The following is a 26,355-nucleotide window of genomic DNA, read 5'->3' on the forward strand; positions in this document are numbered from 1 at the left end:
GGGCGCGACCGCCGTCACCCGGCTCACCCGCGCGAGAGGACCACCTTGCCGACCACGGTGCCGGCGTCGACCAGCCGGTGGGCCTCGCGCAGGTTCTCCTCGGTGATGCCGTCGAACCGCACGGTCGCCGTCGTCCGCAGCTGCCCCGCGTCGACCAGCCGGGCGACCTCGGCGAGCAGCTCGTGCTGCGAGGAGTCCTCGGGCAGGTGCAGCGGCCGGGCGAACATGAACTCCCAGTGCCACGTCTGCGCCTTGGACTTCAGCGGCATCAGGTCCAGCCCCACCGGGTCGTCGATGGCCACGACCGCCCCGTGCACCGGCAGCAGCTCGGCGTAGGCCTCGACGTTGCCCGCGGAGAAGGCGGAGAAGACGTGGTCGACGCCGTCGGGGGCCACCGCGCGGACGGCGGCGACCAGGTCGTGGTGGTCGACCACGTGGTGCGCGCCCATCCGGGTCGCCCACGCCACCGACTCGGGACGGGCGCCGGTGGCCACCACGGTCAGCTGCGTCCGGGCCCGGGCCAGCTGGGCGATCATCGAACCGACCCCGCCGGCGCCGCCGACGACGAGGATCGTGCCGGTGCTCCCGGCACCCAGGCCGAGGCGGTCGAACAGGGTCTCCCAGGCGGTGATCGTGGTCAGCGGCAGCGCCGCGGCGTCGGCGTGCGACAGCGAGGCCGGCTTCGGGCCGACCACCCGCTCGTCGACGACGTGCAGCTGCGCGTTCGTGCCGGGTCGGGCGATGGAGCCGGCGTAGAAGACGTCGTCGCCGACGGCGAACCGTGTCACGGCCCCGCCCACCGCGGTCACCGTGCCCGAGGCGTCGAAGCCCAGCACCTTCGGCGCCTGGTCGGGGTCGAAGGAGGACCGCACCTTGCCGTCGACCGGGTTCACCGACACCGCCCGGACGTCGACCAGCAGGTCGTGCGGGCCCAGCGGCGGGAGGTCCAGCTGCACCGTGGCGAACGAGTCGGGGGCGTCGGCGTCCCCCGGTCGCAGGGAGGCGATGGCGGTCGTGGAGGTCATGCGGGATGCCAACCCGGGTCGGGGTCGACGGCTTCCCCGGGTCTAGCGTCGCGCCGTGCGGGGACGGGTGTCGGTCGGGCTGGTCGTGTGGGTCTTCACCGCCGTCATGCTGGGCGGGACGGTTCCGGCCCCGCTCTACCCGTTCTACGTCCGGTCCCTCGGCCTCTCCGAGCTGCAGGTGACGCTGGTCTTCGCCGCGTACGCGGTCGGCACGCTGACCGCGCTGCTGCTCGGCGGCGGGCTCTCCGACCGGGTGGGCCGGCGTCCGGTGCTCGCCCTGGCGGTCGGCATCGCCGTCGCCTCGACGGCGGTCTTCCTGCTCGCCCCCACCCTCCCGGGGCTCCTCGTCGCCCGGGTGCTGTCCGGGTTGTCGGTCGGGCTCACCACGGGGACGGCGACCGCGGCGATCGCCGAGCTGCACGACGACCGCCGGACGGCGACGACCCTGGCCACCGTGGCCAACATGGGCGGCCTCGGCCTGGGACCGGTGGTGTCCGGCGTCGTCGCCCAGCACCTGCCCGGGCCGACCGTCGCGCCCTACCTCGCCTTCCTGGTGCTCCTGCTGCCGGTGCTGGCGCTCGGGCTGGTCCCCGAGACCCGCCCGCGCACCCGCACCCTGGCCGGCGCCGTCCGGCCGCAACGGCTCGCCGTCCCCCGGGCGACCCGGGCCCGGTTCGTCGCCGCGGCCGTCGGCGGGTTCGCCGCGTTCGCCGTCCTGGGGCTGTTCACCTCGCTGACGTCCTCGTTCCTGGGGCAGGAGCTCGGCGACCCGGGGCCGCAGCTGGTCGGGCTGTCGGTGGCGGTCATGTTCGCCGCGGCGGTGGCCTGCCAGCTGCTGGCGCAGCGGTGGGACCCCGACCGGGCCGCCCTGGTCGGCGCGCTCCTGCTGCCGGTGGGCACCGCGTCGGTCGTCGGCGCGCTGGCGGCCGGGTCGCTGCCGGTGTTCCTGCTCGCCGCGGTGGTCGGCGGCTCGGGCGTCGGGTTCTCCTTCCAGTCCGCCGTGGCGCGGGTCGGCGGGCTGGCCTCCGCCGACGAGCGGGCGGCGGTGACGTCGAGCTTCTTCGTGGTCGCCTACCTCGGCATCACCGTGCCGGTCGTCGGCGTCGGCGAGATCGCCACCGCGACCTCGCTGACGGCCGCCGCGGCCGCCCTCGCCGTCCTGGTGCTGGTGCTCTCGGCGGCTGCCGCCGTGCTGACCCGGCGGCACCCCACCCCGGCGCAGCGCCCGGCGCCCAGCTCGGCCTAGGTGCGCCAGGCCCCGGGGCTGGTGCCGTAGCGGCGGCGGAACGCGGTGCCGAAGCCGTGCACCGATCCGTACCCCACCCGGCCGGCGACCGCGGCGACCGGCAGGCCGCGCTCGAGCAGCGGGAGGGCGGTCTGCAGCCGGGCGCAGCTGCGCCACTCGGTGAACGTCAGGCCGGTGCCGGTGACGAACGCGCGGCGCAGCGTGCTCTCGCCGACCCGCAGCCGCGCCGCCCAGTCGGCCAGCGGGGTGTCGTCACCGGGGTCGGCGAGCAGCCGGGCGGCGACGGCGGCGGCCCGCGCATCGGCCGGCAGCACCAGGCCGTCGTCGGCGACCACGGCACCGGCCACCTCGTGCAGCACGAGCGCCAGGGTGGGTCCGCCCACCGGACCCTCCCCGCCGCCCTGGCCCAACGACAGCAGCAGCTCCCGGAGCAGCCCGGACACCGCCAGCACGGTGGGTCGGGTCCACGGCAGCCCGCAGGCCCGGGGCCAGACGTAGAGGCAGTGCAGCGCGGCGGGCGGACGGAGGGCCACGTCGTGGGGCGTCCCGCCCGGCACGAACAGGGCCCGCGACGGCGGCAGCACCCAGGACCGACCGCCCGCCTCGGCCCGCGCCGACCCGACCGCCGTCCAGACCAGCTGGTGCTGGTCGTGCCGGTGCATCCCCCACGCCCCCGGTTCGGCGGGGTCGAACGCGCAGGTCCAGGCGTCCCGCTCCGCCGAGTCGTGGTGGTCGACGGTGCGGACGGCGTCGAGGGCGGTCACCGGGCCTCCTGAGCGCTGGGCGTCGTCGTCGGGACGCTGACGGACTGGGCAGCGTGGATAGGGCAGCCTAACCTCAGCGAGCCATCCCGTCGTCGTCCCCTGGAGTCCCCGTGCGCCCGTCCCCGTCCCGCCTCGCCGTCGTCGCCCTCGCCGGGCTGCTGCTCGCCGGCTGCGGCTCGCCGGCCGACGACCCCGCCGCCGACGGGCCGGCCGACGGCGGCGGAGTCTTCCCCGTGACGGTGGAGCACGCCTTCGGCAGCACGACGGTGGAGTCCGAGCCCACCCGGGTGGTCAGCGTCGGGTACACCGAGCAGGACACCCTGCTGGCCCTCGGCGTCGTGCCCGTCGGGGTGACCGAGTGGTACGGCGAGCAGCCCTACGCCACCTGGCCGTGGGCCCAGGACGAGCTCGGGGACGCCGAGCCGACGGTGCTGACCACCGACGACGGCCTCCAGTTCGAGGCCATCGCGGCGCTGGACCCCGACCTCATCGTGGCCACCAACGCCGGGCTCGACCAGGAGGACTACGACACCCTCTCGGGGATCGCGCCGGTCGTCGCGCACTCGGCCGAGGCCTACTTCGAGCCGTGGGACGTGCAGACCCTCGCCATCGGCACCGCCCTCGGCAAGGCCGACGAGGCGCAGGAGCTGGTCGACGGCATCGAGGCGCAGTTCGCCGAGGCCGCGGCCGAGCACCCCGAGTTCGCCGGCACCCCGGCGGTGTTCCTGCAGAACGCGGTCTACGAGGGCGACCTGATCGCCTACCAGGAAGGGTTGTCGACGGCGTTCCTCACCGACCTCGGGTTCACGGTCCCGGCCGTGCTCGACCAGTTCGCCACCGAGGGGCAGGCCTACATCCCGCTCGAGCAGGCGCCGGTGCTGGACGAGGCCGAGGTGCTCATCTGGGGCACCGAGGCGCCGGCCGACCGGGCCGCCCTGGAGTCGCTCGGGGTGTACCGGTCGCTGTCCGCGGTGCAGGGCGGGCACCTCGTCTTCACCGACGGCACGCTGGCGGGGGCCATCTACTTCACCAGCCCGCTGTCGCTGCCGTACGTGCTCGACCAGCTGGTGCCCGCCCTGGCCACCGCCGTCGCCGGGGATCCCTCCACCGTCCCGGCCTGACGGAACGTGACCGTCCGGTCACCTTCTCCACCCATCGAGGGACCCTGCCCGGCCCACACGGAACGTCGCCGTCCGGTTGACTGTTCGTAGTCACCCGATGACCATGCGTGGAGGTGAGCAGGATGTCCGCATCCCGTCCTCCTGCCCGCCTGTGCCGCATCGCCGGCCGTGCGCTCACCGTCGCCGGCCTCGGGGTCGGGGTGTGGTTGGCCGGTCAGGCCGCTGCGTCCGCCTCGGCCGAGGAGCCCGCCGCCGGTTCGCTGCTGTCGGGCGTCACGGCCCCGGTCGCCGACCTGGTGGGCGAGGTCGCGGCGCCGGTCTCGCAGGTGGTCGCCCCGGTCTCACAGGTGGCAGCCCCGGTCGTCGCGCCGGTGGCGCACACCGCGGCGCCCGTGGTGCAGGCCGTCGCGGCACCGGTCGCACCGGTCATCGCACCGGTGGCGCAGGCCGTGGCGCCCGTGGTCCGCGCGGCGACCCCTGTGGTCGCCCCGGTGGTGGCCCCGGTGGTCTCGGCCGTGCAGCCCGTGGTGGCCGCCGTGACCCCGCTGACCAGCGCTCTCGCCCCCGTGACCAGCGCCCTGAGCCCGATCACGCACGCACTGACCCCCGTCACCGACGCCCTCGCCCCGGTCGCCGAGGCGTTGGCGCCGGTCGTCGGCACCCCGGGTCCGGTCGCCGGCCCCCTGCTCGCATCGCCCTCCGCCGGTCCCGTCGCCCCCGGCGAACCCACGGCCACCTCGTCCGATGTGGCGGCCGGTGGCAGCTCGGCCGCCACGGGCACCGCCCGCGGGTCCGGCGTCACCGCCGGCCCGGACCCGGTCACCGCCGTCCCGACCGTGCCCACCGACGGCCCGGCCTCCCCCGCCGCCCCGGCCCCGGCCTTCCCCGGCGCGGGCGGGTCGACCGGCAGCGCCTCCGGTGGCCTTGACGCCGACCAGACCGCGGCCGACCTCGCCGCTGCCGTCCTGGCCGCCGACGCCTCCGGGCTCGCCGCGGCCGCGCACACCGCCCGCGACGCCGCGGGCAACACCGCCTTCGACCCCTCCTTCTCGCCCGACTGACGGACGCCCGCTCAGCCTCTGCGCGCTGAGCACGGCCCGACCCGGCCCGCCCGCTGTGCGGGACCGGTCCCCCTCAGTCCGGCACCACTCCCGAGAAGGACCTCGTCATGAACATCTGGATCACGCGCGGCCTGCAGACGGCGCTGCTCACCGGTGGCCTCCTGGCCGTCGGCAGCGGCATCGCCTCCGCCGACGACAGCATCGACCTGACCGTCCCGGTCACCGTCTCCGACAACGCGATCGCGCTGCTCGGCACCGCGACCACCGCACCGACGGCCCCGGCCGCACCCGCGGCCGACCTGTCCGTGGACCTGGGCGCGATCAGCGTCTCGGTGCCGGTCACCGTCAGCGGCAACGCCGTCGGCGTCCTGGGCGACACCGCCACCACCGGCAGCGCCACCCCGACGCCGGCACCCACGTCCGCGGACGGCGGCGGCACCGACGTCGACCTGCCGATCACCGTCACGGGCAACACGGTCGGCGTGCTCGGCGACGCCACCGCCCAGGGCACCGCCCCGGCCGGCACGACCGGTGACGACGGCGGCGGCATCGACGTCACCGCACCGGTCCTGGTCGGCGGCAACGCCGTCGGGGTCCTGGGCGACGCCACCGCCGGCACCACCACCCCGGCCGACACCGGCACGGGCACCGGCACCGGCACCGGCGCCGGCAGCAGCGGCGGCGGCGTCGACGTCACCGCACCGATCACCGCCTGCGGCAACGCCGTCGGGGTCCTCGGCGACGCCGCCGGCACCTGCACCCTCCCCGCCGGCACCCCCGGTGGTGGCGGTGGCATCGACGTCGACGTCCCCGTGACCGCCTGCGGCAACGGCATCGCCCTGCTGGGCGACGCCTCGGCCACCTGCGGCACCCCCGGTACGCCGACCACCCCGGTCCCGCCGATCACCGGTGACCCCCAGGGTCCCCGGACCGACGGCCCGCTGGGGATCACCCCGGTCGCCCTCCAGGGCACGCCGACGGCCACCGGCACCCCGGTGACCGGCACGACCGACGCCGGCTCGCTGGCCTACACCGGCAGCGACCTCGGCACCCCGCTGCTGGCCGGTCTGCTCGCCCTGCTGCTCGGGGCCGCGCTCAGCACGGTGCGGCGCCGCACCAGCTGACCGGCACCGCCCCGGCCCGGCCGTCCTCGCGACGGCCGGGCCGTCGGCATGCCCGGATGTTCCACGTGGATCAGGTGCCGAGCTCGACCGTCATCTGCACCTCGTACCGCTCGCCGTGGTAGGTCGAGATGTCGTGCTCGACCGGCCGTCCCCGGCTCCACGAGATGCGGTCGAAGACCAGCACCGACCGGCCCGCGGCCAGGCCCAGGTGCACCCCGGTCGCCCGGTCCACCTCGGCGGCGCGGACGGTCTGCTCCGCGCGGTCGATCGGGCAGCCGTACTCCTCGGCCAGCAACGTGTACAGCGACCCGCTGAGGTCGCGCTCGCCCAGGCCGGGCAGCAGGTCGGCGACGTACCAGCCGTCGTCCACCGACATCGGCTGGCCGTCGGCCAGCCGCACCCGGCGGACGTGCCAGGCCGGGGCCCCGGCCGGCAGCTCCAGCGCCCGCCGGGTCGCGGCCGGCGGCACGGCGCGCTCGACGTCGAGCACCACCGTGGACGGCGTGAGCCCCAGCCGGCGCATGTCCTCGTGGAAGGAGGCCAGGTGGAGCTTCGACCGCGCCTTGCGCTCGGCCACGAACGTGCCCTTGCCGCGCACCCGCACCAGCACGCCCTCGCTGACCAGCTGGCCGATGGCCTCGCGCACGGTGATCCGGCTGACCCCGTGCTCCACGCACAGCTGCCGCTCGCCCGGCAGCGGGGTGCCCGCCGGCAACCGGGCGGCCAGCTCGGTCAGCCGTCCGCGCAGCTGCTCGTGCTTGGGCACCAGGCCGTCGACGATCAGCGGCTCGGTCACGGCGCTCATCGTGTCACCAGCCCTGCGTCGCCAGCTTGTGCGCCAGCACGTACCGGTAGTACTCGGCCCGGGCCAGCCGGGACGCCGCCGCGTCGTCGACGACCACCGTGACGTGCGGGTGCAGCTGCAGCACCGAGCCGGGGCACGACGCGCTCACCGGGCCCTCGACGGCGTCGGCCACCGCGGCGGCCTTGGCCTCGCCGGTGGCCACCAGCACCAGGTGCCGCGCCTCCCGGATCGTGGCCAGGCCCTGGGTGATGACGTGCCGCGGCACGGCCTCGACGTCGTCGCCGAAGAAGCGGGCGTTGTCGAGGCGGGTGCGCTCGGTGAGCGTCTTGACCCGGGTGCGGCTGGCCAGCGACGAGCCCGGCTCGTTGAACCCGACGTGCCCGTTGCCGCCGATGCCCAGCACCTGCACGGCGACCGGCCCGGCCGCCTGCAGCTGCGCCTCGTAGTCGACGGCGGCCTGCACCGGGTCGGCCGCGGAGCCGTCGGGACCGTGCACCTCCAGGCCGAGCTCGTCGGTGCACTCGCGCCGGATCACCTCGCGGTAGGACTCCGGGTGCCCCGCCGGCAGGCCCACGTACTCGTCGAGCAGGAACGCCCGGACGCCGTCGGCCGTCCACTCCCCCGCACGGTGCCGGGCCTGCATCTCGCGGTAGGCCAGCAGCGGCGAGGACCCGGTGGCCAACCCCAGCGCCACCGGACCGCCCCCCGCCTGGGCCGCGGTCACCGAGGCGATCACCGCGTCGGCGACGACGCGCCCGCAGTCCTCGGGGGTGGGCAGCAGCACGAGCTCCAACGGTCAGTCCTCCATCAGGGGGTGACCCGCGGCGAGGACCGCCACGGGCACGAGGTCGGCATCGGTGACGAGCACGTCGGCCCGGGCGCCGGGGGTCAGCCGGCCGACGTCGGTGCGGCCCAGCAGGTCGGCCGGGGTCTGCGTGGCGGCGAGGACGGCGTCGGCCAGCGGGACTCCGGCGGCCACCGTGCAGCGGACGACGTCCAGCAGCCGGGCGGTGCCGCCGGCGATGGCCCCGCCGTCGGACAACCGGGCCACACCGGCGGCGACGGTGACCGGCAGCCCGCCCAGCTGGTAGCCGCCGTCGGGCATCCCGGCCGCGGCCATCGCATCGCTGACCAGCGCGACCTGAGCCGGCCCGACCAGGTCGAAGACCATGGCCACGGTCTCGGGGGCGAGGTGCACGCCGTCGGCCACCAGCTCGAGCACCAGCTCGCCGCGACCGGCGGCGGCGAGGCAGGCACCCACCGGGCCGGGCGCCCGGGACAGCAGCGGCGGCATGCCGTTGAACAGGTGGGTGGCCGACACCCGACCGGTCGCCGCCGCGGACCGGACGGCCGCGGTCGTCACCGCCGCGGTCGCGTCGGTGTGCCCGAAGCTCGGCAGCGCACCGTGCTCCCGGAGGACGGCGACCAGCTCGTCGGCGTGCGCGGTCTCCGGCGCCAGGGTCGTGGAGACCACCACGCCGGCGGCCAGCAGCTCGCGCAGCAGCGCCGGGTCGCCGGGCAGCAGCGCGGCCGGGTCCTGCGCGCCGCACCGGGCGGTGGACAGGAACGGCCCCTCGAGGTGCACCCCGGCCAGCTCGCCGGACCGCACCAGCGGGGCCAGCAGCGCGATCCGCTCGTGCAGCGTCGCCGGCGGGGCCGAGACCAGGCTCGCGACCAGGGTCGTCGTCCCGTGCCGGCGGTGGTGGTCCGCCGCGGCACGCACCCCGGCGACGTCGCCGTCCGGGAAGCCGTGCCCGCCGCCGCCGTGGCAGTGCAGGTCGACCAGGCCGGGCAGCAGCAGCCGGTCCGGCGCCGCCGGGGGCAGGGCGCCGGGGAACCCGGCGGCCGGTCCGGCGTACCCGACCCGGCCGTCGACGACGGTGACCACACCGTCGTCGACGACCGAGCCGCCGGTGACCAGCCGGCCGCGGAGAACGGTCAGGACGTCGTCCCGTCGGTCGCGTCCGTCGCGCCGGCGGTGACCGTCGCGGGGGTGGCGGCGGGGGCGGCGGCGTCCGTGCTGGCGACGACGGCCTCCGCGTCCTGGGTGGCCTCCTCCTCGCGGCCCGGGGTCTTCAGGTTCCACTTGCGGATCACGAAGCGGAACAGCACGTAGTAGACCGCCGCGTAGGCCAGCCCGATCGGGATGATCAGCAGCGGCTTGGTGGCCTGGGTGAAGTTCAGCGCGTAGTCGAAGAACCCGGCGGAGAAGGTGAACCCGTCGTGGATGCCCAGCGCGTTCGTGAGCGCCAGCGAGGTGCCGGTGAGCACCGCGTGGATCAGGTAGAGCGGCCACGCGACGAACAGGAAGGAGAACTCCAGCGGCTCGGTGATGCCGGTGAGGAACGCGGTCAGCGCGGTGGACAGCATGATGCCGCCGACGATCTTGCGCTGCTCGGGCTTGGCCTCGTGCCAGATGGCGATGGCGGCGGCGGGCAGGGCGAACATCATGATCGGGAAGAAGCCGGTCATGAAGGTCCCGGCCGACGGGTCACCGGCGAAGAACCGGTTGATGTCGCCGGTGGCGCCGTTGTAGTCCCCGATCACGAACCAGACGACCGAGTTGAGGATGTGGTGCAGGCCCAGCGGGATGAGCAGCCGGTTGACGGTGCCGAAGATCCCGCCGCCGACCACGGCGTTGGCGTCGACGGCCTCGCCCAGGTTGGTCAGGCCGGTGTTGAACGCGCTGTAGACCAGCGACATGAGGACGCCGACCACGATCATCGTCAGCGAGGTGATGATCGGGACGAACCGCCGACCACCGAAGAAGGCCAGGTAGGTGGGCAGCTTGATCCGGTAGAACCGCTGCCACAGCACCGCGGCGATCAGCCCGGTGACGACACCGCCCAGGACGCTGAAGTTGATCAGCTCCTGGGTCTCGCCGTCGGCCGCGGCACCCAGCACGATCGGGCTCATGGCCTTGAACACGCCCTGCAGCACCAGGTAGCCGACGACGGCGGCCAGCGCGGTCGAGCCGTCGGCCTTCTTCGCCCAGCCGATCGCGATGCCGACGGCGAACAGCAGCGGCAGGTTGTCGAACAGCGCACCGCCGGCCCCGGCCAGCACCGAGGCGGTGCCCTCCAGCCAGCCGAACGAGCCGAGCATGTCGGGCTGGCCCAGCCGCAGCAGCAGGCCGGCGGCCGGCAGCGCGGCGATCGGCAGCATGAGGCTGCGGCCCAGGCGCTGCATGCCGCCGAGCCCTCGCACTCCGCTCGGTGGGGCGTTGAGGAAGCTCATCTCGATCTCCGGGTTCTCTTCGCGGGTGCCGGCCGGTACGGTCCGGTCATGACCAGTTGACGGGGAGAATGGCGAACCTGTTCGCTCCCTGTCAACCACCCGTCCAGATCCCCGGAGGAATTTCGTGAGCAAGGCCGAGCAGATCGTCGCCGGACTGGGCGGGGCCCAGAACATCGAAGAGGTCGAGGGGTGCATCACCCGGCTGCGCACCGAGGTGCGTGACCCCTCCCTGGTCGACCAGGTGGCGCTCAAGGCCGCCGGTGCGCACGGCGTGCTGGTCGCCGGTTCGGTGGTCCAGGTCGTCGTCGGGCCCGAGGCCGACAGCCTCGCCGACGACGTCAACGACCTGCTGTGAGCCTGCTGGTCGGCGCCCCGTTCGCCGGCACGCTGCTGGCGATCGAGGACGTCCCCGACCCGGTGTTCGCCGCGTCGATGGTCGGCGCGGGGGTGGGGGTCGAGCCGGGTCCGGACGCCGGGCTGGTCGATGTCGTCGCGCCGGTGACCGGGCGGCTGCTCAAGGTGCACCCGCACGCGTTCATCGTGCTCACGCCCGAGGGGCGCGGCGTGCTGGTGCACGTCGGCATCGACACCGTGAAGCTCGACGGCGCCCCGTTCACGCTGCACGTCACCGAGGGCGACGAGGTGGCCGCCGGCGACCGCGTGGTGACCGTGGACGTGACCGCGGTGCGCGCGGCGGGGATGTCCCCGGTCAGCCCGGTGGTGGTCATGGACGCCGCCGCCGACACCATGCCCGAGGTCGCCGCAGGCACGCAGGTCGAGCCGGGCGCCGAGCTCTTCACCTGGCCCCGCTGAGGCCCAGCTCTCCGGACGGCGAGTGTGCAGTTGTCGGGGTCGGCGGGCCCCGACGCGGCCCGACAACTGCACACTCGACCCCGTGGCCGTAGGTGGTCAGCCCAGCAGGCGGGCGAGGCGGGTCAGGAGTGCGGTCGGGTCGCGACGGTCGGCGGCGGTCGCGAAGGTGACCCGCCACCCCGCGTCGGCGAGGGCGTCCAGCCGCCGTCGGTCGCGGGCGAGCTGACCGGGTTCACCGTGCCAGGCGCCGTCGTACTCCAGGGCGACCCTGCGCTCCGGCCAGGCGAAGTCGACCCGGGCGACGAACCGCCCGCCGGCCTGCCGCACCACGAACTGGGCCACCGGCGCGGGTAGCCCGGAGCGCAGCACGAGGAGTCGCAACCAGGTCTCCGGCGGCGACTCGGCCAGCCCGTCGGCCAGGTCCAGGGCCTCGCGGGCCCGGGCGCAGCCCCGACCCGTGCGCCCGGCAGCGGCCGCGCGCAGGGCGTCCAACCGCAGCGACCCCGACGACGTCCACCGGTCGGCGAAGGTCACGCCCTCGTCCAGCGACAGCCGGCCGAGCACCTCGAGGGCCGCGGCGTCGGCGCTGAGGAACCGCAGGCCGAGACCGGACACGACGTCGTCCGGGTGCAGGACCGCACGGCGGACCCGACACCCGGCCGCCCGGACCGGGTGCGTGCCCGGTGGCCGGGTCAGCTCCAGCAGGTCCTGGTCCCGGTCCGGGACGGGCAGCCGCCAGATCTGCAGCGCGGACGAGCCGGTCACCACGGCGTCGGGCCAGCGCACCAGGGCGGCCCGGGACCGCAGGAGCGGGTCCTCGGGGACGTCCGCGGCGACGTGCACCCCGCGCAGGAGCACACGGACACGGGGGCCGCGGAGCACGTCCGTGGTCAGCCAGCCGGCTCGCACGGCGTCGGCACCGCGGAAGGGTTCGTCGAGCACCCGGGCAGCCTCACCCACCGAATGGCCCGCACCGGGGTTGCCCACAGGTCCCGGCCCCCGGAGAGGACCGCGGACCCGCCGCGGCAGGCGCCCCTGGTCAGCTGAAGAGGGCTGAGTAGCCGTTCAGCGCCGGCTGGCCGCCGAGGTGGGCGTAGAGCACCGTCGCGTCCCTCGCGATCTCGCCCGTGCGCACCAGCTCGATGGTCGCGGCCATCGACTTCCCCTCGTACACGGGGTCGGTGACCATGCCCTCGGTGCGGGCGGCGGTCTCCATCGCGCGCAGGGTGGTGTCGTCCGGGATGCCGTAGATGCCGGCGTGGAAGCGCTCGTCGAGCTCGACGTCGTCCAGCGTCAACGAGCGCTGGAGCCCGATCGCGGCGGCGGTGCGCTGGGCGATGCGCAGCACCTGGTCGCGGGTCTCGGCGGGCTTGGCCGAGGCGTCGACGCCCAGCACCCGGCGCGGGCGGCCGCCGTCCTCCTCGAGCTTGGCGAACCCGGCCACCATGCCGGCCTGCGTCGACCCGGTCACCGAGCAGACGACGACGGTGTCGAAGAAGACGCCGAGCGCGGCCTCCTGCTCGGCCACCTCGTAGGCCCAGCCGGCGAAGCCGTGGCCGCCGAGCGGGTGGTCCGACGCCCCGGCCGGGATGGCGTAGGGCTTGCCGCCGCGGGCCTCGATCTCGGCCAGCGCGGTCTCCCACGACTCCTTGAACCCGATGCCGAACCCGGCCTTCACCAGCCGGACGTCGGCGCCGGCCAGCCGGCTGATGAGGATGTTGCCGACCTTGTCGTAGACCGCGTCGGGCCAGTCGACCCAGCTCTCCTGCACGAGCACGCACGCAAGGCCCAGGTGCGCGGCGACCGCGGCGACCTGCCGCGTGTGGTTGCTCTGCACCCCGCCGATCGAGACCAGGGTGTCGCAGCCCTGGGCGAGGGCGTCGGCGACCAGGTACTCGAGCTTGCGGGTCTTGTTCCCGCCGTAGGCGATGCCGGAGTTGCAGTCCTCGCGCTTGGCCCAGACCGCGGCGCCGCCCAGGTGCTCGGTCAGCCGGTCGAGGCGGTGCACGGGCGAGGGCCCGAACAGCAGCTTCGTGCGGGGGAAGTCGGCCAGCGTGGTCGGTGCAGTGGTCGATGCAGTGGTCACTCGGTCTCCTCGGTCAGCTCGGACAGCAGCGCCGTCCAGATGGCGGTCGTGGTGGCGACGGCGACGGCCACGTCGCCGTCCTGGCAGGCGGTGATCAACTGGTCGTGCAGCTCGACCGAGGCGGCTCCGTGCGCCGCCGCGAAGCGTTGCCGCTCCAGCCGCCGCACGAGCGGGGTGAAGCGGTCGATCGTGGCCCGCACGGCACCGTTGCCGGCCCGGACGACGAGCACGTCGTGCAGCGCGTCGTCGCTGGTCAGCGCGTCGTCCACGGCTCCAGTGCGGACGGCGCGCGCGAACGCCGCGTTGGCGTCGCGCATGGCCGCGACGTCGTCGGCGGTGACGTGCGGGACGGCGGTCCGCACGGCCAGTTCGTGCATGGCCGCGACCACCGCGGCGGCGTCCCGCACGATCCCGGGGACGACGGCGGTGACCCGGGTGTGGCTCTGGGGGACCGACTCCACGAGGCCTTCGTCCGCGAGCCGGGCGAGCGCCGCCCGCACCGGTGCGACCGACAGGTCGAGCCGGGTCGCCAGCTCGGCGTCCTTGACCACCCCACCGGGCGGCAGCTCACCGGTGACGATCGCCTCGCGCAGCCGCGCGAGCGCGACGTCGCGGAGCAGGAGACGGGGCGCGGGCACAACTGACATCTCAGATGTCAGAAGCGGTCCTGTCAAGACCGGACAGTGTTCGCAACCACCCCCGATACCGGTTCACCTCGACCGCGTGTCGAACGGAACTGGACGTTACCCATGGGTAATGTCCAGTTCTGGGTAGCGCGCTCTCCGAGCTCGCACCTACCGTCGAGTGCGATGGCGATCACACGGGGGTGTGCGAGCGACCAGCAGGCCGAGCGCCGCTGGTCGTGGACCCGCCGTGCGCTGGCCACCCTCGGCATGGGGGTGGGTGCCTACGCAGCCATCGCCCTCGGCGCCGGTGCGGCCTCGGCCGACGAACCCCCGCCCGACGGCGGCGCGGTGGCCCAGGTCGTGGCCGGCGTCGGCGACACCGCCGCCGAGCTCGTCGCCCCGGTGACCGATGCCGCGGGGGCTCCGGCGCTCGACCCCGTCGCACAGCCCGTCGTCGCGGCCGTCGACCCGGTCGTGGCACCGGTCCTCGAGGCCGTCGAGCCGGTGACCCAGCCGGTGGTCGCCGCGGCGGAACCCGTCGTCGACCCGGTCGTGCACGACGTCGCCCAGCCGGTCGCGCAGGCCGTGGCAGCACCCGTCGTCGCCGACGTCGCGGCACCCGTGGCGGATGCGGTCCTCACGCCGGTCGTGTCGGCCGCGGCACCCGTGGTCGCCTCCGTCGTCGACGACGTCATCGCCCCCGTGACCACCCCGGTGGTCGACGCGGTCGTGGCTCCGGTGGTCGCCGAGGTGGTGGCCCCGGTGACCACCCCGGTCGTCCGCGACGTCGTCGCCCCCGTCGTGGCCGGCGTCGTCGCACCGGTCACCACCCCAGTGGTCGACGAGGTCGTCGCACCGGTCGTCGACGCGCTCGTCCCGACCGTCGCACCCCCGGCCCAGGCGGCGCCGGTCCCGACGTCCCCGACCGGGACGACCCCGGCTGCGGACCCCGCGGCTGCCGCCCGGACCGCCGTCGTCGGGTCCGCCCCGGCCGCGCCGGCGAACGGGACCTCGGCGGACGTCGCCACCGCGGCCGCATCCGGCACCACGACCCCGGCCGCGCCCACCACCCCGGCCGGCTCCCCGCTGCCGGCCGTCCCTGCGGCACCGGCCGGTCAGGGCGGGTCGACCCCGGGCTCCGGCGGCGCCGGCCCGAACACCCTCGCCGACGCCACCTCCGCGGCGGGCCTCCAGCTCCCGGCCACGGCCGGTTCCCCGGCGACCTCGCCGGTGGCCCTGCTCGTCGACGGCACCGTCGCCGAGCCCTCGTTCTCCCCCGACTGACCTCCCCGCGGCCAGGCACCGGCGTCCGTCCAGGACCCGCCCCGGTCGTGACCCGTCCGCACCACCGCGTCCGGTCACCGACGACCGCCCGCGACCACACGGACACCGCGCAGCAGCGCGGACGGAAGGACAGATCGTGAACCGACACATCCGCAACGGACTCACCGTTGCGACCATGACCGGCGGGATGTTCCTGCTGGGCCAGGCAGTGGCCAGCGCCGACGAGGGCAGCCATGCCCTCTCCCCGGTGACCGACGCAGTCTCCTCGGTGGTCGGTGGTGACGCCGCGGCCAACTCGGGCAACGACGTCGACTCCGGTACGGCCACGGCCAACTCGGGCAACACGGCCGACGGCCAGGGCGGCGACGCCTCCGCCCAGGGCGGGAACGCCACCAACAACGGGGACGCCACCGCCGGCAACGGCGGCAACGCCGCCAACAACGGCTCCACCGGGGGCAACGAGGCGACCGCCGACGCCGCCCCGCAGGAGCAGCAGACGACCTACGCGACCTCGTCCCACGAGGGCGGCCAGCAGGGCGGCGACTCCGCCGCCCACGCCGACGGCTCCTCCGGGGACGTCGACCAGGGCGCCGAGGCCGGCGACGGCGGATCGGTGGTCGGGTCGAACAACCCGACCGGCGGCTCCCCGCAGGGCGGCGACGCCTCCGGCACCGGCGGCAGCAACGACTCCGCCACGGGGGCGAACTCCGGCAACGCGACCGGCTCCTCGTCCCAGGCCGAGGGCGGAGCGGCCGACTCGACCGCGAGCTCCGACAGCCAGGGCCAGGACGGCGGTCAGCAGTCCGCCGACAGCTCGGCCGAGGGCGGCGACGGGACGGCGAACTCGGGCAACACCGTCGACTCCGGTGACGCCACGGCCAACTCCAGCAACACCGCCGACGGCCGAGGTGGCGATGCCTCCGCCCAGGGCGGCAGCGCCACCAACGACGGGAACGCCACCGCCGGCGACGGCGGCAGCGCCACCAACAACGGCAGCACCGGCGGCAACGAGTCCCACGCCTACGCCTTCTCGCTGTTCGGTGATTCGAACGCCACCTCCGACGCCTCCTCAGGCGACGTCAACCAGGGCGCGCAGGGCGGCGACGGGGGCTCGGTCGAGCACTCGAACAACCCGCAGGGCGGCTCCCCGCAGGGTGGTGACGCCTCCGGCACCGGTGGTGGCAACCACTCCTCCACCGGCGCGAACTCGGGCAACCTGACCGGGTCCGACTCGCAGGCCTCCGGCGGTGACGCCGACGGTTCGGCCGAGTCGGCCGACAGCTACGGCCGGCACGCCTCGGACGAGGGCAGCTCCTCGGCCGGGACCACCTCCCAGGGCGGTGACGGAACGGCGAACTCCGGCAACGACGTCGACTCCGGGGACGCCACAGCCAACTCCGGCAACACCGCCGACGGCCGGGGTGGCAACGCCTCGGCCACCGGCGGCAACGCCACCAACAACGGCGACGCGGACGCCGGGGACGCCGGGAGTGCCACCAACAACGGCAGCACCGGCGGCAACCGGTCCTACTCGCTGTCCCTCGCGGTGTTCGGGGACTCGACCGCGAACTCCGACGCCTCGTCCGGGGACGTCAACCAGGGCGCTCGCGGTGGGGACGGCGGATCCGTCTCCGGATCCAACAACCCGACCGCCGGCTCGCCGCGCGGTGGGGACGCCTCGGGCACCGGGGGGCACAACTCCTCGACCACCGGCGCCAACTCCGGCAACGCGACGGGCTCCTCGTCCGATGCGCACGGCGGCGACAGCACCGGCACCTCGAGCTCGACCAGCTCGCACCCCCGTGGGTGGGACAGCTGGGAAGCCCTGGGCGGCGGCGGATCCGACGACTGGTTCACCGGCGGCTCGTCCACCGGTGACGCCACCAGCACCGTGACCGGTGGGGATGCCACGTCGAACTCCGGCAACGACGTCGACTCCGGTGACGCCACGGCCAACTCCGGCAACACCGCCGACGGCCAGGGCGGCGACGCCTCCGCCCAGGGCGGCAACGCCACCAACGACGGGAACGCCACCGCCGGCAACGGCGGCAGCGCCACCAACAACGGCACCAACGGTGGCAACACCGCTGAGTCCGAGGCCCGCACCGAGTCCGACGAGGGCAACGGCGACCGGTCCGGCTGGGGTCACGACACCTGGGGTCACGACACCTGGGGCCACGACACCTGGGGTCACGACACCTGGGGCCACGACCAGGGCTCCGGGGACCAGCACAGCACCTCGGACGCCTCGTCCGGGGATGTGAACCAGGGCGCCGCCGGCGGCGACGCCGGCGCCGTCGAGCACAGCAACAACCCGATGGGCGGTTCGCCCCAGGGCGGGGACGCCTCCGGCACCGGTGGCAGCAACCACTCCGCCACCGGCGCGAACTCGGGCAACCTGACCGGCTCGAGCTCCGAGGCCACCGGCGGCGACGCCGACGGCTCGGCGTCGAGCTGGCTCGGCGAGCTGGTCGGGTCGCACCACTGATCCGGTAGCGCGCGCCACGGTCGGGGCCCGTCACGGGGCGGACCCCGGCCGTCGGCGTGCCCGGTTACCGTGCCGGTGTGGCTGCCGAACCGACCCGTGAGCGCACCTACACGTGGGGCGACCCCTCGATCTCCGCCGCGGAGGTGATGACCAGCGCGGGCATCGACGTGCTGCGCGGCATCGCCGAGGGCCGTCTGCCGGCCGCCCCCATCGCGATGACGCTGGGCATGGGGCTGGAGTCGGTCGAGCCGGGCAAGGTCGTGTTCACCCTCGAGCCGGCCGAGTTCCACTACAACCCCATCGGCTCGGTGCACGGCGGGGTCTACGCCACGATCCTGGACTCCGCGACCGGTTGCGCCGTCCACTCGATGCTCCCGGCCGGGGTCGGCTACACCAGCCTCGACCTCACGGTGAAGTTCCTCCGCGCGATGACCACCCGCACCGGCCTGGCCCGCTGCACCGGCACGGTCACCCACCTGGGCGGTCGCACGGCGCTGGCCGAGGCCCGGCTGACCGACGCCGACGACCGGCTGCTGGCCACCGCCACGAGCTCGATCCTCGTCATGCGGCCCGAGCCCCGGGTGGTGCAGTGACCGACGTCCGCCCGGCCCGCCGTCCCGACGTCCCCCGCATCTCGGCCACCCTGGCCCGCGCCTGGGCCGACTACCGGTGGTCGTCCTGGGCGCTGCCCGAGGACGGCCGGGCGCAGCGGCTGCACCGGTGGTGCGAGCTGGCCGTGCTGCAGGGCCTCGACCAGGGCACCGACTCGGTCTGGACGACGGAGGACGGCGGCTGCGTGGCGGTCTGGGCCCCGCCGTCCCCACCTCCGGTCCCCGCCGACCTGCAGGCCGTGCTCGACCGCGACCTGCCCCGCATGCTGGGCAGCCGGCAGCCGGTGGTGCTGGCCAGCGAGCGGCTGGCCGAGCAGGGGCTGCCCGACGAGCCGCACTGGCGGCTGGTCGCGCTCGGCACCCTGGCCGAGCAGCGGCACGCGGGCCTGGCCGCCGCGGTCTGCCGGCCGGTGCTGGACCGGTGCGACGCCGAGGGGGTGCCGGCGGCGCTGACCGCCTACACCCGGCTGGCCGTCGAGTGGGGCCAGCGGCAGGGCTTCGCGGTCACCCACGCCACCCGGACGGCGGTCGACCACGAGCTGCCCGCGTGGTGCATGGTCCGCCGTCCGGCTGGGTGACCCTCAGGCCCGCGGGCCGCCGGCGACGTAGATGACCTGGCCGGAGACGAAGCCGGCGCCCTCGCTGGTCAGGAACGACACGGTGTGCGCGATGTCCTCGGGCTGGCCGACCCGGGCCACCGGGATCTGCGACGCGGCGGCCTTCTTGAAGTCCTCGAACGGCATGCCCACGCGCTCGGCCGTGGCCGCGGTCATCTCGGTCTCGATGAACCCGGGGGCGATCGCGTTCGCGGTGACGTTGTAGCGGCCCAGCTCGATCGCCAGGGTCTTGGTGAAGCCCTGCATGCCGGCCTTGGCCGCGGAGTAGTTGACCTGGCCGCGGTTGCCCAGCGCCGAGACGCTGGACAGGTTCACGATCCGGCCCCACTCGGCGGTGACCATGTGCTTCTGGGCGGCCTTGCTCATGAGGAAGGCCCCGCGCAGGTGCACGCCCATGACGGCGTCCCAGTCGGCGACGCTCATCTTGAACAGCAGGTTGTCCCGGGTGATGCCGGCGTTGTTGACCAGCACGGTCGGCCCGCCGAGCGCCTCGGCGACCCGGTCGACGGCCGCGGTCACGCTGGCCTCGTCGGACACGTCGGCGCCGACGGCGATCGCGTCGCCCCCGGCGGCCTTGATCGCGTCGACGGTGGCCCCGCAGGCGCCCTCGTCCAGGTCGAGCACCGCCACCGACATGCCGTCGGCGGCGAGCCGGGAGGCGATCGCCGCCCCGATCCCCCGGGCCGCGCCCGTCACGATCGCCGTCCGCTGTGCCTGCGCCATCGCTGTGCTCCTTCGTTACCGATGAGTAGAACGTCTGCGGTGATCTCTACCAGCCGGGCCGCAGGACGGCGCGGCGCGGGCGTGCGTACGATCTGCCGCACAACCGAACACACCGACAGGGGAGCGCCTCGGCGCTGAGAGTGCGGGCAACCGCAGACCCTCGAACCTGAACCGGGTCATGCCGGCGTAGGGAGTCTGGAGCAGCACCATGTCCGTGCAGGACCGTTCCGCCACGACCACCCGGTGGCGCACCGTCGACATCGTCACCACCGCCGTCCTCGGCGTGGCCTTCGGCGTCGTCTTCATCGTCTGGAACCTGGTCAACTCCGCCGTGGCGCTGGTGCCCCCGGTCGGCGGCATCATGAACGGGGTCTACCTGCTGCCCGCGGTGGTCGCCGGCCTCCTGGTGCGCAAGCCCGGGGCAGCCACCTTCGCCTCGACGCTGGCCGCGGCGGTGAGCCTGCTGGCCTCGCCGTACGGCGGCATCATCGTGGTCTACGGCGTGGTGCAGGGCCTGGGCGGCGAGCTGGGCTTCGCCCTGACCCGCTACCGCAGCTTCGGCTGGGTCACCGCGGTGCTGGCCGCGGTCACCGCGGGGCTCGCCACCACGGTGCTGGACATGACGATCTACTACCCCGCGGTCGCCTTCTGGTCGGTGAAGGTGCCCTACGGGGTGCTCACCGTGCTGAGCAGCGTGCTGGTCGCCGGGGTGCTCGGCCTGCTCCTGGTGCGTGCGCTGGCCCGCACCGGTGCGCTCAGCGCCTTCGCGTCGGGGCGCAGCCGCGTCTGAGCACGTCGGCCCGGCCCGGGTCACCGCGCGCGGGCTCGCCGTCCGGCACGCCTCGCGGCTGGCCTGGGCGCTGACCGCCGTCGACCTGGTGGTCGAGCCCGGCGAGCGGGTGCTGGTGACCGGTGCGTCGGGGGCCGGCAAGTCCACGCTGTTCGCCGTCCTCGCGGGCCTGCTGGACCCCGAGGCCGCCGAGGTCACCGGCGAGCTCGCGGTCGACGGTGCCGACCCGCGGGCCGCCCGCGACCGCCTGGGCCTGCTCATGCAGGACCCCGACGCCCAGCTGGTGATGACCCGCGCCGGCGACGACGTCGCCTTCGGCCTGGAGAACGCCGGCCTGCCGCCCGCGGAGATCTGGCCCCGGGTCGACGCCGCGCTGGCCGCGGTCGGCTGGCGGTACGGCCGCGACCGGGCCACCCAGGCGCTGTCGGGCGGGGAGAAGCAGCGGCTGGTGCTGGCCGGGGCGCTGGCCAGGCGGCCGGGGTTGCTGCTGCTGGACGAGCCGACCGCCCAGCTCGACCCGGCCGGCGGGGACGTCGTCCGGGAGGCGGTCACCCGGGCCGTCGCCGGTCGGCGCACCACGCTGCTGGTCGTCGACCACGACGCGGCGCCGTGGCTGCCGCTGGTCGACCGGGTGGTGGAGGTGCGCGACGGCGGGCTGGTCGAGCACCCGTCCGGCTGGCGCCCCACCCCCCGCACCGCCGGCCTGGCCCTCCCGGGCGGCTCCTCGCTGATCAGGTCACCTGATCACCGGGGTTCCGACCTCACCAACGGTGGTGCGGGTGGCGCACCGCTGATCAGGTCACCTGATCACCGTGGGGCGGCGGTCGTCGCCGACGGGGCCGGGTTCACCTACCGGGGGACGACGACGCCGGCGCTCGCCCCGGTGGACGTCGCCCTGCCGGCGGGCCGGGTGACCGCGGTGACCGGGTCCAACGGCACCGGGAAGTCCACGCTCGCCCTGCTGCTGGCCGGGCTGCGCGCCCCGGGCACCGGCACCGTGCTGGCGTCGGCCGAGCTCGCCGCGCGCGGGGAGCGCCGGCCGCACCGGTGGCGGGCCGGGGAGCTGGTCACCCGGATCGGCAGCGTGTTCCAGCAGCCCGAGCACCAGTTCCTCACCGGCCGGCTGCGCGACGAGCTGGAGCTGGGCCCGCTGCGCAGCGGCAGCGGGTCGGCGGCGGCGCGGGCCGGGGCGGAGGAGCTGCTCGAGCGGCTGGGGCTGACCCCGTTCGCCGACGCCAACCCGTTCACGCTCTCGGGCGGCCAGCAGCGCCGGCTGTCGGTGGCCACGGCCCTGGCCACCGCGCCGCGGGTGCTCGTGCTGGACGAACCCACCTTCGGCCAGGACGCCGGCACCTGGCGCGAGCTGGTCACCCTGCTGGCCGAGCAGCGGGCCGCCGGGTGCGCGGTCTGCACGGTCACCCACGACCGCGACCTGGTCGCGGTGCTGGCAGATGCGGAGATCGCGCTGTGACGGCGTCCCTGGCGCTGGGGCCGACCCCCGACGTCCCGCTGTCGCGGATCAACCCGTGCGCCCAGATCCTGGCCGCGGTGGTGGTCAGCGTCGTGCTGCTGGCCACCCTGGACGTCGTCACCCCGGCCGTGGTCGTGGCCGCCGAGCTGTGCCTGCTGCCGGCGGCGGGGCTGACCGCGCCGCGCACGCTGCTGCTGCGCACCTGGCCGCTGCTGGTCGGCGGCGGCACGCTGGCCGTGGTCAACCTGGTGCTGGGCGACGCCGGGGCGCTGGGCGCGCTGGGCATCGCGCTGCGGGTGGTCGGGCTGGCCCTGCCCGGGGTGCTGCTGGTGGCCTCGACCGACCCGGTGCGGCTGGCCGACGCGCTCACCGTGCACTGGCGCTTCCCGCCGCGGGTGGCCGTCGGGTCGCTGGCCGCGCTGCGGCTGGTGCCGCTGCTGGTGACCGAGTTCGAGACCGTCCGGCTGGCCCGGCGCACCCGCGGGGTGGAGGCCGGGCGCAACCCGGTCGCCCGGGCCCGGTTGCTGGGCGGGGTGGCGTTCACCCTGCTGGTGGGCGCGGTGCGCCGGGCCGGCCGGCTGGCCACGGCGATGGATGCCCGCGGCTTCGACTCCGGGGTGCGCCGGACGAACGCCCGGGGCTCGGTGCTGCGGCGGCGGGACCACCTGTTCGTGGCCGGGTCGGTCGTCGTCGCCGCGGTGGCGGTGACCGCCAGCGTGCTGGCCGGCACCTGGGCCCCGCTCTTCGTCGGGGGCTGACCCGGGCGCCGCCGGGATCAGCCCTTCTTCTGGGCGGTCTCCACGCTGATCAGCCCCAGCAGCAGCGACCAGCCCAGGGCGATGCCCAGCAGCAGGTCGGGCACCTCGCCCAGCAGCAGCCCGATGACCAGCGGCACCGTGCCCAGGACGCCGAGGTCCAGACCCCGGACGAGGGTCACGCCCACGCCGGTGGGCACGGCGCCCATCGGGGAGGAGAGCACGGGTCCGGACCAGTCCAGCTCGGGCCGGTAGCCCCCGCGGACGGCGGCCCCCGCCCACGCCGGCGCGGTGGCGGCCCCCAGCGCGGCCCACTCCCAGCCCAGCCCGACGACCCCGGCGGAGACGGCGCAGACCACGGCCAGCCCGACCACGGGCACGATCGCCCGGGCCCGGACGACGTCCTTCGCACCCATCGGCAGCGCCCGGTCGGCCGCGGGCGCGCCGTGCGCCCGCCGGGCCGGTTCACCGAGGGCGACGGCGGCCACCGACCAGCCGATCACCACCGCGACCGCCACCAGCGCCGGGACGCCGCCCAGCCCGTCGGTGCGGGCGGCCAGCACCGGCAGCGCGGTGCCGATGGCCAGCTGACCCCACCGCCACGGCGACCGCGAGAACACCGCGAGGTCGCCGGCCACCACCGCCTGCCAGGGTTCCCGCACCCAGCTCCAGCTCCGGGTCCGGCGCGGCGGGTGCACGGGGGTGCCGAGGGCGCGGCCCAGCTCGCGGGTGTCCAGCGACAGCGCCGAGGCCGAGGCCACGAAGACCGCCGTCCCCCGTTCGCGCAGGGCACCGGCCCGCAGCCGGCCGCTGACCCGGTCGGCGGCCAGCAGCGCGGCCACCGCCAGGAGCACGGGCACGCCGCCGAGCAGCGGCAGCGAGATGTCCGGGGCCGTGGGCACCCAGGTCCAGCTGCCCACGGTGCCCACCACCGCGGGGACGACGACGGCGACGGTGGCCACCGCCCCGGCCGCCGGTGCCACCCAGCCGGTGAGCTCGCGCGCCTGCAGCACGACCAGCACGCCGACGGCGGCCAGCGACACCAGGGCCGCAGCCAGCACGGTGACGACCACCTCGGGGAGGGTCGGAGCGGCGGGGGCGGCCAGCACCACCGGCAGCGCGACGACGACGGCGGCCACCAGCCCCACGCCGCAGACCCGGCGCAGCTCGCCGCGCAGCAGGCCGCGGCGGTCGGCCGGCAGCGGCAGCCACCAGGCGGCGGTGGCGGGGGTGGCCGACAGCGGGCCCAGCCGGGACAGCAGCGCGACCACGCCGGCGGTGACCAGCAGGGCGGCGACCAGGGCGGTCAGCTCGCCGGGGAGGTCGGTGGCGGCCGCCTCGGGCCGGGCCGCGATCCGCTCTCGCAGGGCCGAGAACGCCCCGCCGAACACCGCGACGACGACGCCGGCGGTGGTCAGCGCGGAGAGGACGTCGCCGCCCAGGGTCAGCCAGCTGGTGTCGGCCCGGGTCGCCGTGGCCTGCCGGGTGAACCGCCGGACCCCCGCACCGGAGAGCTCGGCGGCCGGGTCGGCGTTCACCCCTCGTGCAGCGCCGCGACCGCGGCCTTCGGCGAGACCAGGGTGCAGGCGTGGTCGTCGACGACCAGCACCCGGCGGGCCACGGTCGAGAGGAACTCGGCGTCGTGGCTGGCGAACACCACGGTGAGGCCCTCGGCGACGTCGGCGGCGATGCGGGCGGCCAGCCGGCGGCGCATCTGGGCGTCCAGGCGCCGCTCGGGCTCGTCGAGCACCAGGAGCTTCGCCGGGCGGACGAACGCGGCGGCCAGCGCCAGCCGGCGGCGCTGGCCCGAGGACAGCGCCGAGGGCAGCGCGTGCGCGCGGTCGGCCAGCCCGAACTCCTCGACCTCGGCCTCGACCACGGCGTCGGGGGCGGTGACCCCGTGCCCGCGGGCGGTCAGCAGCAGGTGCTCGGCACCGGTGAGCGAGGGGAAGAACGCGTCGTCGTCCAGCACGGTGGCGACGTCGCGCCGGAACCCGGCGTCGCGCTCGTCGACCTCGCGACCGTCGAACTGCACGCTGCCGGCGATGGCCGGCAGCAGGCCGACCAGGGTCTGCAGCACCGTGGACTTGCCCGCGCCGTTCGGCCCGATCACCCCCAGCGCCGTCCCCGCCTGCACGCCGAGGGTGACCGGTGCGCAGACCGGTTCCCCGCCGTAGCCGACGGAGAGGTCCTGCACCTCGAGCAACGCGTTCTTGGCCATCGTCGCGCAGCGTAGGGCGCCGCCCTGTGCGGCTCAGCGCTCGGTGCGGCCCTCCTCGGCCGCCGCCACGAACGGCTCGGCCGGCGAGGGGACGTCGGGGGCGGGCACCGGGCGGCCGGGCAGCACCAGGTTCAGCACGATCGCCACCAGCGCCGAGACCACGATGCCGGAGCTGAACAGCGCGCCCCACTCCCCCGCGATGCCGGCGATCGCGTCGGGGGCGGCGGCGATGCCCCGGCCCAGAGCGACCGACATCGCCACGATCAGCAGCGACCGGGTGTCCAGGCCGTTCTTCGAGAGCAGCTCGATGCCGATGGCGCAGACCATGCCGAACAGCACCAGCACGCCACCGCCGAGCACCGCGGGCGGGACGGCCGCCAGCACCGCGGCCAGCTGCGGCAGCAGCGCGAGCCCGACCAGCACGCAGGCGCCGATGGTCACCACGTGCCGGCTCATCTGCTTGGTGAGCGCGACCAGGCCGATGTTCTGGCTGAACATCGTGGTGGGCAACGCGCCGAACACACCGCCCAGCACGGCGGACCCGCCCTCGGCGAGGATGCCGCCGCGCAGCTCGCGGCGGGTGGCCGGCCGCCCGGCGCCGCCCTCGGTGACGGCGTGCACCGTGCCCACCGAGTCGACCATGTTCACCACGCCGACGATCGCCATCGAGAGGATCGCCACCAGCTCGAAGGAGACCCCGAACGCGAACGGCGACGGGAAGGCGACGACCGGCCGGTCGCCCACGCCGGAGAGGTCCAGCAGCCCGGCCGGGATGGCCACCAGGTAGCCGACGACGACGGCGATGAGCACCGACGCCGCCTTCGCGATCCCGCGGGCGAACTGGTTGAGCACCACGGTCAGCACGAGCACCAGCCCGGCGACCCCGAAGTTCGTCCAGGAACCGAAGCCCTCGCGGCCCACCCCACCGGCGGCCAGGTTGATGCCGCTGGGCAGCAGCCCCAGCCCGATGACCAGGATGATCGTGCCGGTCACCACCGGCGGGAACAGGAACGCGATCCGGTGGATGCCCAGGCCGATCGCCACCTGCACCAGCGCGGTGACCAGCACCCCGCCCAGCACGGCGTCCAACCCGCGCTCGGCGGCCAGCGGGACGGCGACCGCGATGAACGCGAACCCCGAGCCCATCATCAGCGGCAGCCGGCTGCCCACCGGGCCGATGCCGATGGTCTGCAGCAGGGTGGCCAGCCCGGCGCAGAGCAGCGCGGCCTGCACCAGCAGCACCGCCTCGCCCGTGGTCGCCCCGATGACCCCGGCCAGCAGGATCGCCGGCGTCAGGTTCGAGGTGAACATGGCCAGCACGTGCTGCAGCCCCAGCGGCACGGCCACGCCCCACGGCGGCATCGCGTCGGGGTCGCCCGGGTCCCGCCGCGCCTTCGTCGTCGTCGTCCTGCTCGCCATGCCGGCCCCCTGGCTCCCCACGGCGCCCGCTGCGCCGACCGGTGCCGAGACTGGCGGGTCCGGGTCAC

At 75.6% G+C, this 26,355-nt stretch carries 26 protein-coding genes and 1 riboswitch; of the genes, 13 read left to right on the plus strand and 13 right to left on the minus strand.

Annotation, left to right across the window (positions count from 1 at the left end; genetic code table 11):
* Positions 1 to 23 precede the first annotated feature (23 nt).
* Positions 24 to 1,025 (minus strand): zinc-binding alcohol dehydrogenase family protein, encoded by a 1,002-nt coding sequence (locus tag BLS67_RS16920; protein ID WP_091247344.1) that lies wholly within the window; start codon positions 1,023 to 1,025, stop codon positions 24 to 26.
* Positions 1,026 to 1,080: 55 nt separating this feature from the next.
* Here BLS67_RS16920 and BLS67_RS16925 point away from each other — a divergent pair, with 55 nt between their 5' ends.
* Entirely contained in the window at positions 1,081 to 2,271 is a 1,191-nt protein-coding gene (locus BLS67_RS16925; protein WP_131801772.1) for an MFS transporter, read from the plus strand.
* On the opposite strand, the gene BLS67_RS16930 is transcribed toward BLS67_RS16925, so the two are convergent.
* Complete coding sequence (locus BLS67_RS16930; protein ID WP_091247347.1) at positions 2,268 to 3,035, minus strand: AraC family transcriptional regulator; 768 nt, start codon at positions 3,033 to 3,035, stop codon at positions 2,268 to 2,270. The two genes, BLS67_RS16925 and BLS67_RS16930, sit on opposite strands and share 4 nt — an antisense overlap.
* Before the next feature lie 110 nt (positions 3,036 to 3,145).
* Between BLS67_RS16930 and BLS67_RS16935 the strand changes: the two genes are divergently transcribed.
* The 3 genes from BLS67_RS16935 to BLS67_RS16945 all read left to right on the plus strand — a co-directional run bounded on the left by BLS67_RS16935 (position 3,146) and on the right by BLS67_RS16945 (position 6,341).
* The gene (locus BLS67_RS16935) at positions 3,146 to 4,156 is read left to right on the plus strand and encodes an ABC transporter substrate-binding protein (protein ID WP_091247350.1); all 1,011 of its coding nucleotides are present in this window, start codon (positions 3,146 to 3,148) and stop codon (positions 4,154 to 4,156) included.
* Between the two features lie 122 nt (positions 4,157 to 4,278).
* Positions 4,279 to 5,217: a hypothetical protein gene (locus tag BLS67_RS16940; protein ID WP_091247351.1), complete on the plus strand. Its 939-nt coding sequence runs from the start codon at positions 4,279 to 4,281 to the stop codon at positions 5,215 to 5,217.
* Between the two features lie 107 nt (positions 5,218 to 5,324).
* A complete protein-coding gene (locus BLS67_RS16945; protein WP_091247353.1) occupies positions 5,325 to 6,341 on the plus strand; it encodes a hypothetical protein in 1,017 nt (338 codons plus the stop codon).
* Between the two features lie 70 nt (positions 6,342 to 6,411).
* On the opposite strand, the gene BLS67_RS16950 is transcribed toward BLS67_RS16945, so the two are convergent.
* From BLS67_RS16950 to BLS67_RS16965, 4 genes are read right to left on the minus strand one after another with little or no spacing between them, the layout of a single operon-like run.
* Positions 6,412 to 7,137 (minus strand): GntR family transcriptional regulator, encoded by a 726-nt coding sequence (locus BLS67_RS16950; RefSeq protein WP_207500687.1) that lies wholly within the window; start codon positions 7,135 to 7,137, stop codon positions 6,412 to 6,414.
* Positions 7,138 to 7,150: 13 nt separating this feature from the next.
* Complete coding sequence (locus BLS67_RS16955; protein ID WP_242654171.1) at positions 7,151 to 7,930, minus strand: glucosamine-6-phosphate deaminase; 780 nt, start codon at positions 7,928 to 7,930, stop codon at positions 7,151 to 7,153.
* Positions 7,931 to 7,942: 12 nt separating this feature from the next.
* Positions 7,943 to 9,034 carry an N-acetylglucosamine-6-phosphate deacetylase gene (locus tag BLS67_RS16960; protein ID WP_207500689.1) on the minus strand — a complete coding sequence of 364 codons (1,092 nt, stop codon included), beginning with the start codon at positions 9,032 to 9,034 and terminating at the stop codon, positions 7,943 to 7,945.
* A gap of 50 nt (positions 9,035 to 9,084) precedes the next feature.
* Complete coding sequence (locus tag BLS67_RS16965; RefSeq protein ID WP_091247373.1) at positions 9,085 to 10,383, minus strand: PTS transporter subunit EIIC; 1,299 nt, start codon at positions 10,381 to 10,383, stop codon at positions 9,085 to 9,087.
* A gap of 124 nt (positions 10,384 to 10,507) precedes the next feature.
* Between BLS67_RS16965 and BLS67_RS16970 the strand changes: the two genes are divergently transcribed.
* Both BLS67_RS16970 and BLS67_RS16975 read left to right on the plus strand, forming a co-directional pair.
* Positions 10,508 to 10,738, plus strand: coding sequence for a PTS sugar transporter subunit IIB (locus tag BLS67_RS16970; RefSeq protein ID WP_091247390.1), 231 nt, complete (start codon positions 10,508 to 10,510; stop codon positions 10,736 to 10,738).
* Positions 10,735 to 11,196, plus strand: coding sequence for a PTS sugar transporter subunit IIA (locus BLS67_RS16975; protein ID WP_091247392.1), 462 nt, complete (start codon positions 10,735 to 10,737; stop codon positions 11,194 to 11,196). The genes BLS67_RS16970 and BLS67_RS16975 overlap by 4 nt, the downstream gene beginning before the upstream one ends.
* Positions 11,197 to 11,292: 96 nt before the next feature.
* Here BLS67_RS16975 and BLS67_RS16980 read toward each other — a convergent pair whose 3' ends face one another.
* From BLS67_RS16980 to BLS67_RS16990, 3 genes are all read right to left on the minus strand, one after another.
* A complete protein-coding gene (locus tag BLS67_RS16980) occupies positions 11,293 to 12,138 on the minus strand; it encodes an endonuclease domain-containing protein (protein ID WP_242654145.1) in 846 nt (281 codons plus the stop codon).
* Between the two features lie 97 nt (positions 12,139 to 12,235).
* The gene (locus BLS67_RS16985) at positions 12,236 to 13,282 is read right to left on the minus strand and encodes a 1-aminocyclopropane-1-carboxylate deaminase (RefSeq protein ID WP_207500690.1); all 1,047 of its coding nucleotides are present in this window, start codon (positions 13,280 to 13,282) and stop codon (positions 12,236 to 12,238) included.
* Entirely contained in the window at positions 13,279 to 13,929 is a 651-nt protein-coding gene (locus BLS67_RS16990) for a GntR family transcriptional regulator (RefSeq protein ID WP_091247396.1), read from the minus strand. The genes BLS67_RS16985 and BLS67_RS16990 overlap by 4 nt, the downstream gene beginning before the upstream one ends.
* A 162-nt stretch (positions 13,930 to 14,091) precedes the next feature.
* Here BLS67_RS16990 and BLS67_RS16995 point away from each other — a divergent pair, with 162 nt between their 5' ends.
* The 4 genes from BLS67_RS16995 (at position 14,092) to BLS67_RS17010 (ending at position 18,869) form a co-directional block, all read left to right on the plus strand.
* Positions 14,092 to 15,192, plus strand: coding sequence for a hypothetical protein (locus tag BLS67_RS16995; RefSeq protein WP_091247399.1), 1,101 nt, complete (start codon positions 14,092 to 14,094; stop codon positions 15,190 to 15,192).
* 175 nt (positions 15,193 to 15,367) lie between these two features.
* On the plus strand, positions 15,368 to 17,680 hold the full coding sequence (locus tag BLS67_RS17000; protein WP_131801773.1) for a beta strand repeat-containing protein: 2,313 nt from the start codon (positions 15,368 to 15,370) through the stop codon (positions 17,678 to 17,680).
* A 77-nt stretch (positions 17,681 to 17,757) separates the two neighbouring features.
* Positions 17,758 to 18,273, plus strand: a complete 516-nt coding sequence (locus BLS67_RS17005; RefSeq protein WP_242654146.1) for a PaaI family thioesterase — start codon at positions 17,758 to 17,760, stop codon at positions 18,271 to 18,273.
* The gene (locus BLS67_RS17010; RefSeq protein ID WP_091247403.1) at positions 18,270 to 18,869 is read left to right on the plus strand and encodes a hypothetical protein; all 600 of its coding nucleotides are present in this window, start codon (positions 18,270 to 18,272) and stop codon (positions 18,867 to 18,869) included. The genes BLS67_RS17005 and BLS67_RS17010 overlap by 4 nt, the downstream gene beginning before the upstream one ends.
* A gap of 3 nt (positions 18,870 to 18,872) precedes the next feature.
* Here the strand turns inward: BLS67_RS17010 and fabG are convergent, their stop codons facing one another.
* A complete protein-coding gene (gene fabG, locus BLS67_RS17015) occupies positions 18,873 to 19,631 on the minus strand; it encodes a 3-oxoacyl-ACP reductase FabG (protein ID WP_091247404.1) in 759 nt (252 codons plus the stop codon).
* Positions 19,632 to 19,738: 107 nt separating this feature from the next.
* Positions 19,739 to 19,841, plus strand: a riboswitch (TPP riboswitch).
* A 4-nt stretch (positions 19,842 to 19,845) separates the two neighbouring features.
* Between fabG and BLS67_RS17020 the strand changes: the two genes are divergently transcribed.
* The 3 genes from BLS67_RS17020 to BLS67_RS17030 are packed head-to-tail and all read left to right on the plus strand — an operon-like array spanning position 19,846 to position 22,650.
* Positions 19,846 to 20,421, plus strand: a complete 576-nt coding sequence (locus tag BLS67_RS17020; RefSeq protein WP_242654147.1) for an ECF transporter S component — start codon at positions 19,846 to 19,848, stop codon at positions 20,419 to 20,421.
* The gene (locus BLS67_RS24795) at positions 20,381 to 21,892 is read left to right on the plus strand and encodes an ABC transporter ATP-binding protein (RefSeq protein WP_278247144.1); all 1,512 of its coding nucleotides are present in this window, start codon (positions 20,381 to 20,383) and stop codon (positions 21,890 to 21,892) included. The genes BLS67_RS17020 and BLS67_RS24795 overlap by 41 nt, the downstream gene beginning before the upstream one ends.
* Positions 21,889 to 22,650 carry an energy-coupling factor transporter transmembrane component T gene (locus BLS67_RS17030; protein WP_207500691.1) on the plus strand — a complete coding sequence of 254 codons (762 nt, stop codon included), beginning with the start codon at positions 21,889 to 21,891 and terminating at the stop codon, positions 22,648 to 22,650. The genes BLS67_RS24795 and BLS67_RS17030 overlap by 4 nt, the downstream gene beginning before the upstream one ends.
* A 17-nt stretch (positions 22,651 to 22,667) precedes the next feature.
* On the opposite strand, the gene BLS67_RS17035 is transcribed toward BLS67_RS17030, so the two are convergent.
* Genes BLS67_RS17035 through BLS67_RS17045 form a run of 3 tightly spaced genes read right to left on the minus strand, consistent with a single transcriptional unit; the run spans position 22,668 to position 26,287 of the window.
* Complete coding sequence (locus BLS67_RS17035; protein ID WP_091247407.1) at positions 22,668 to 24,185, minus strand: DUF6297 family protein; 1,518 nt, start codon at positions 24,183 to 24,185, stop codon at positions 22,668 to 22,670.
* Positions 24,182 to 24,868 (minus strand): ABC transporter ATP-binding protein, encoded by a 687-nt coding sequence (locus tag BLS67_RS17040; protein WP_091247409.1) that lies wholly within the window; start codon positions 24,866 to 24,868, stop codon positions 24,182 to 24,184. The genes BLS67_RS17035 and BLS67_RS17040 overlap by 4 nt, the downstream gene beginning before the upstream one ends.
* A 33-nt stretch (positions 24,869 to 24,901) precedes the next feature.
* Positions 24,902 to 26,287 carry a uracil-xanthine permease family protein gene (locus tag BLS67_RS17045; RefSeq protein ID WP_091247411.1) on the minus strand — a complete coding sequence of 462 codons (1,386 nt, stop codon included), beginning with the start codon at positions 26,285 to 26,287 and terminating at the stop codon, positions 24,902 to 24,904.
* Positions 26,288 to 26,355 lie beyond the last annotated feature (68 nt).

Source organism: Klenkia soli, from assembly GCF_900103975.1.
Lineage (GTDB): Bacteria > Actinomycetota > Actinomycetes > Mycobacteriales > Geodermatophilaceae > Klenkia > Klenkia soli.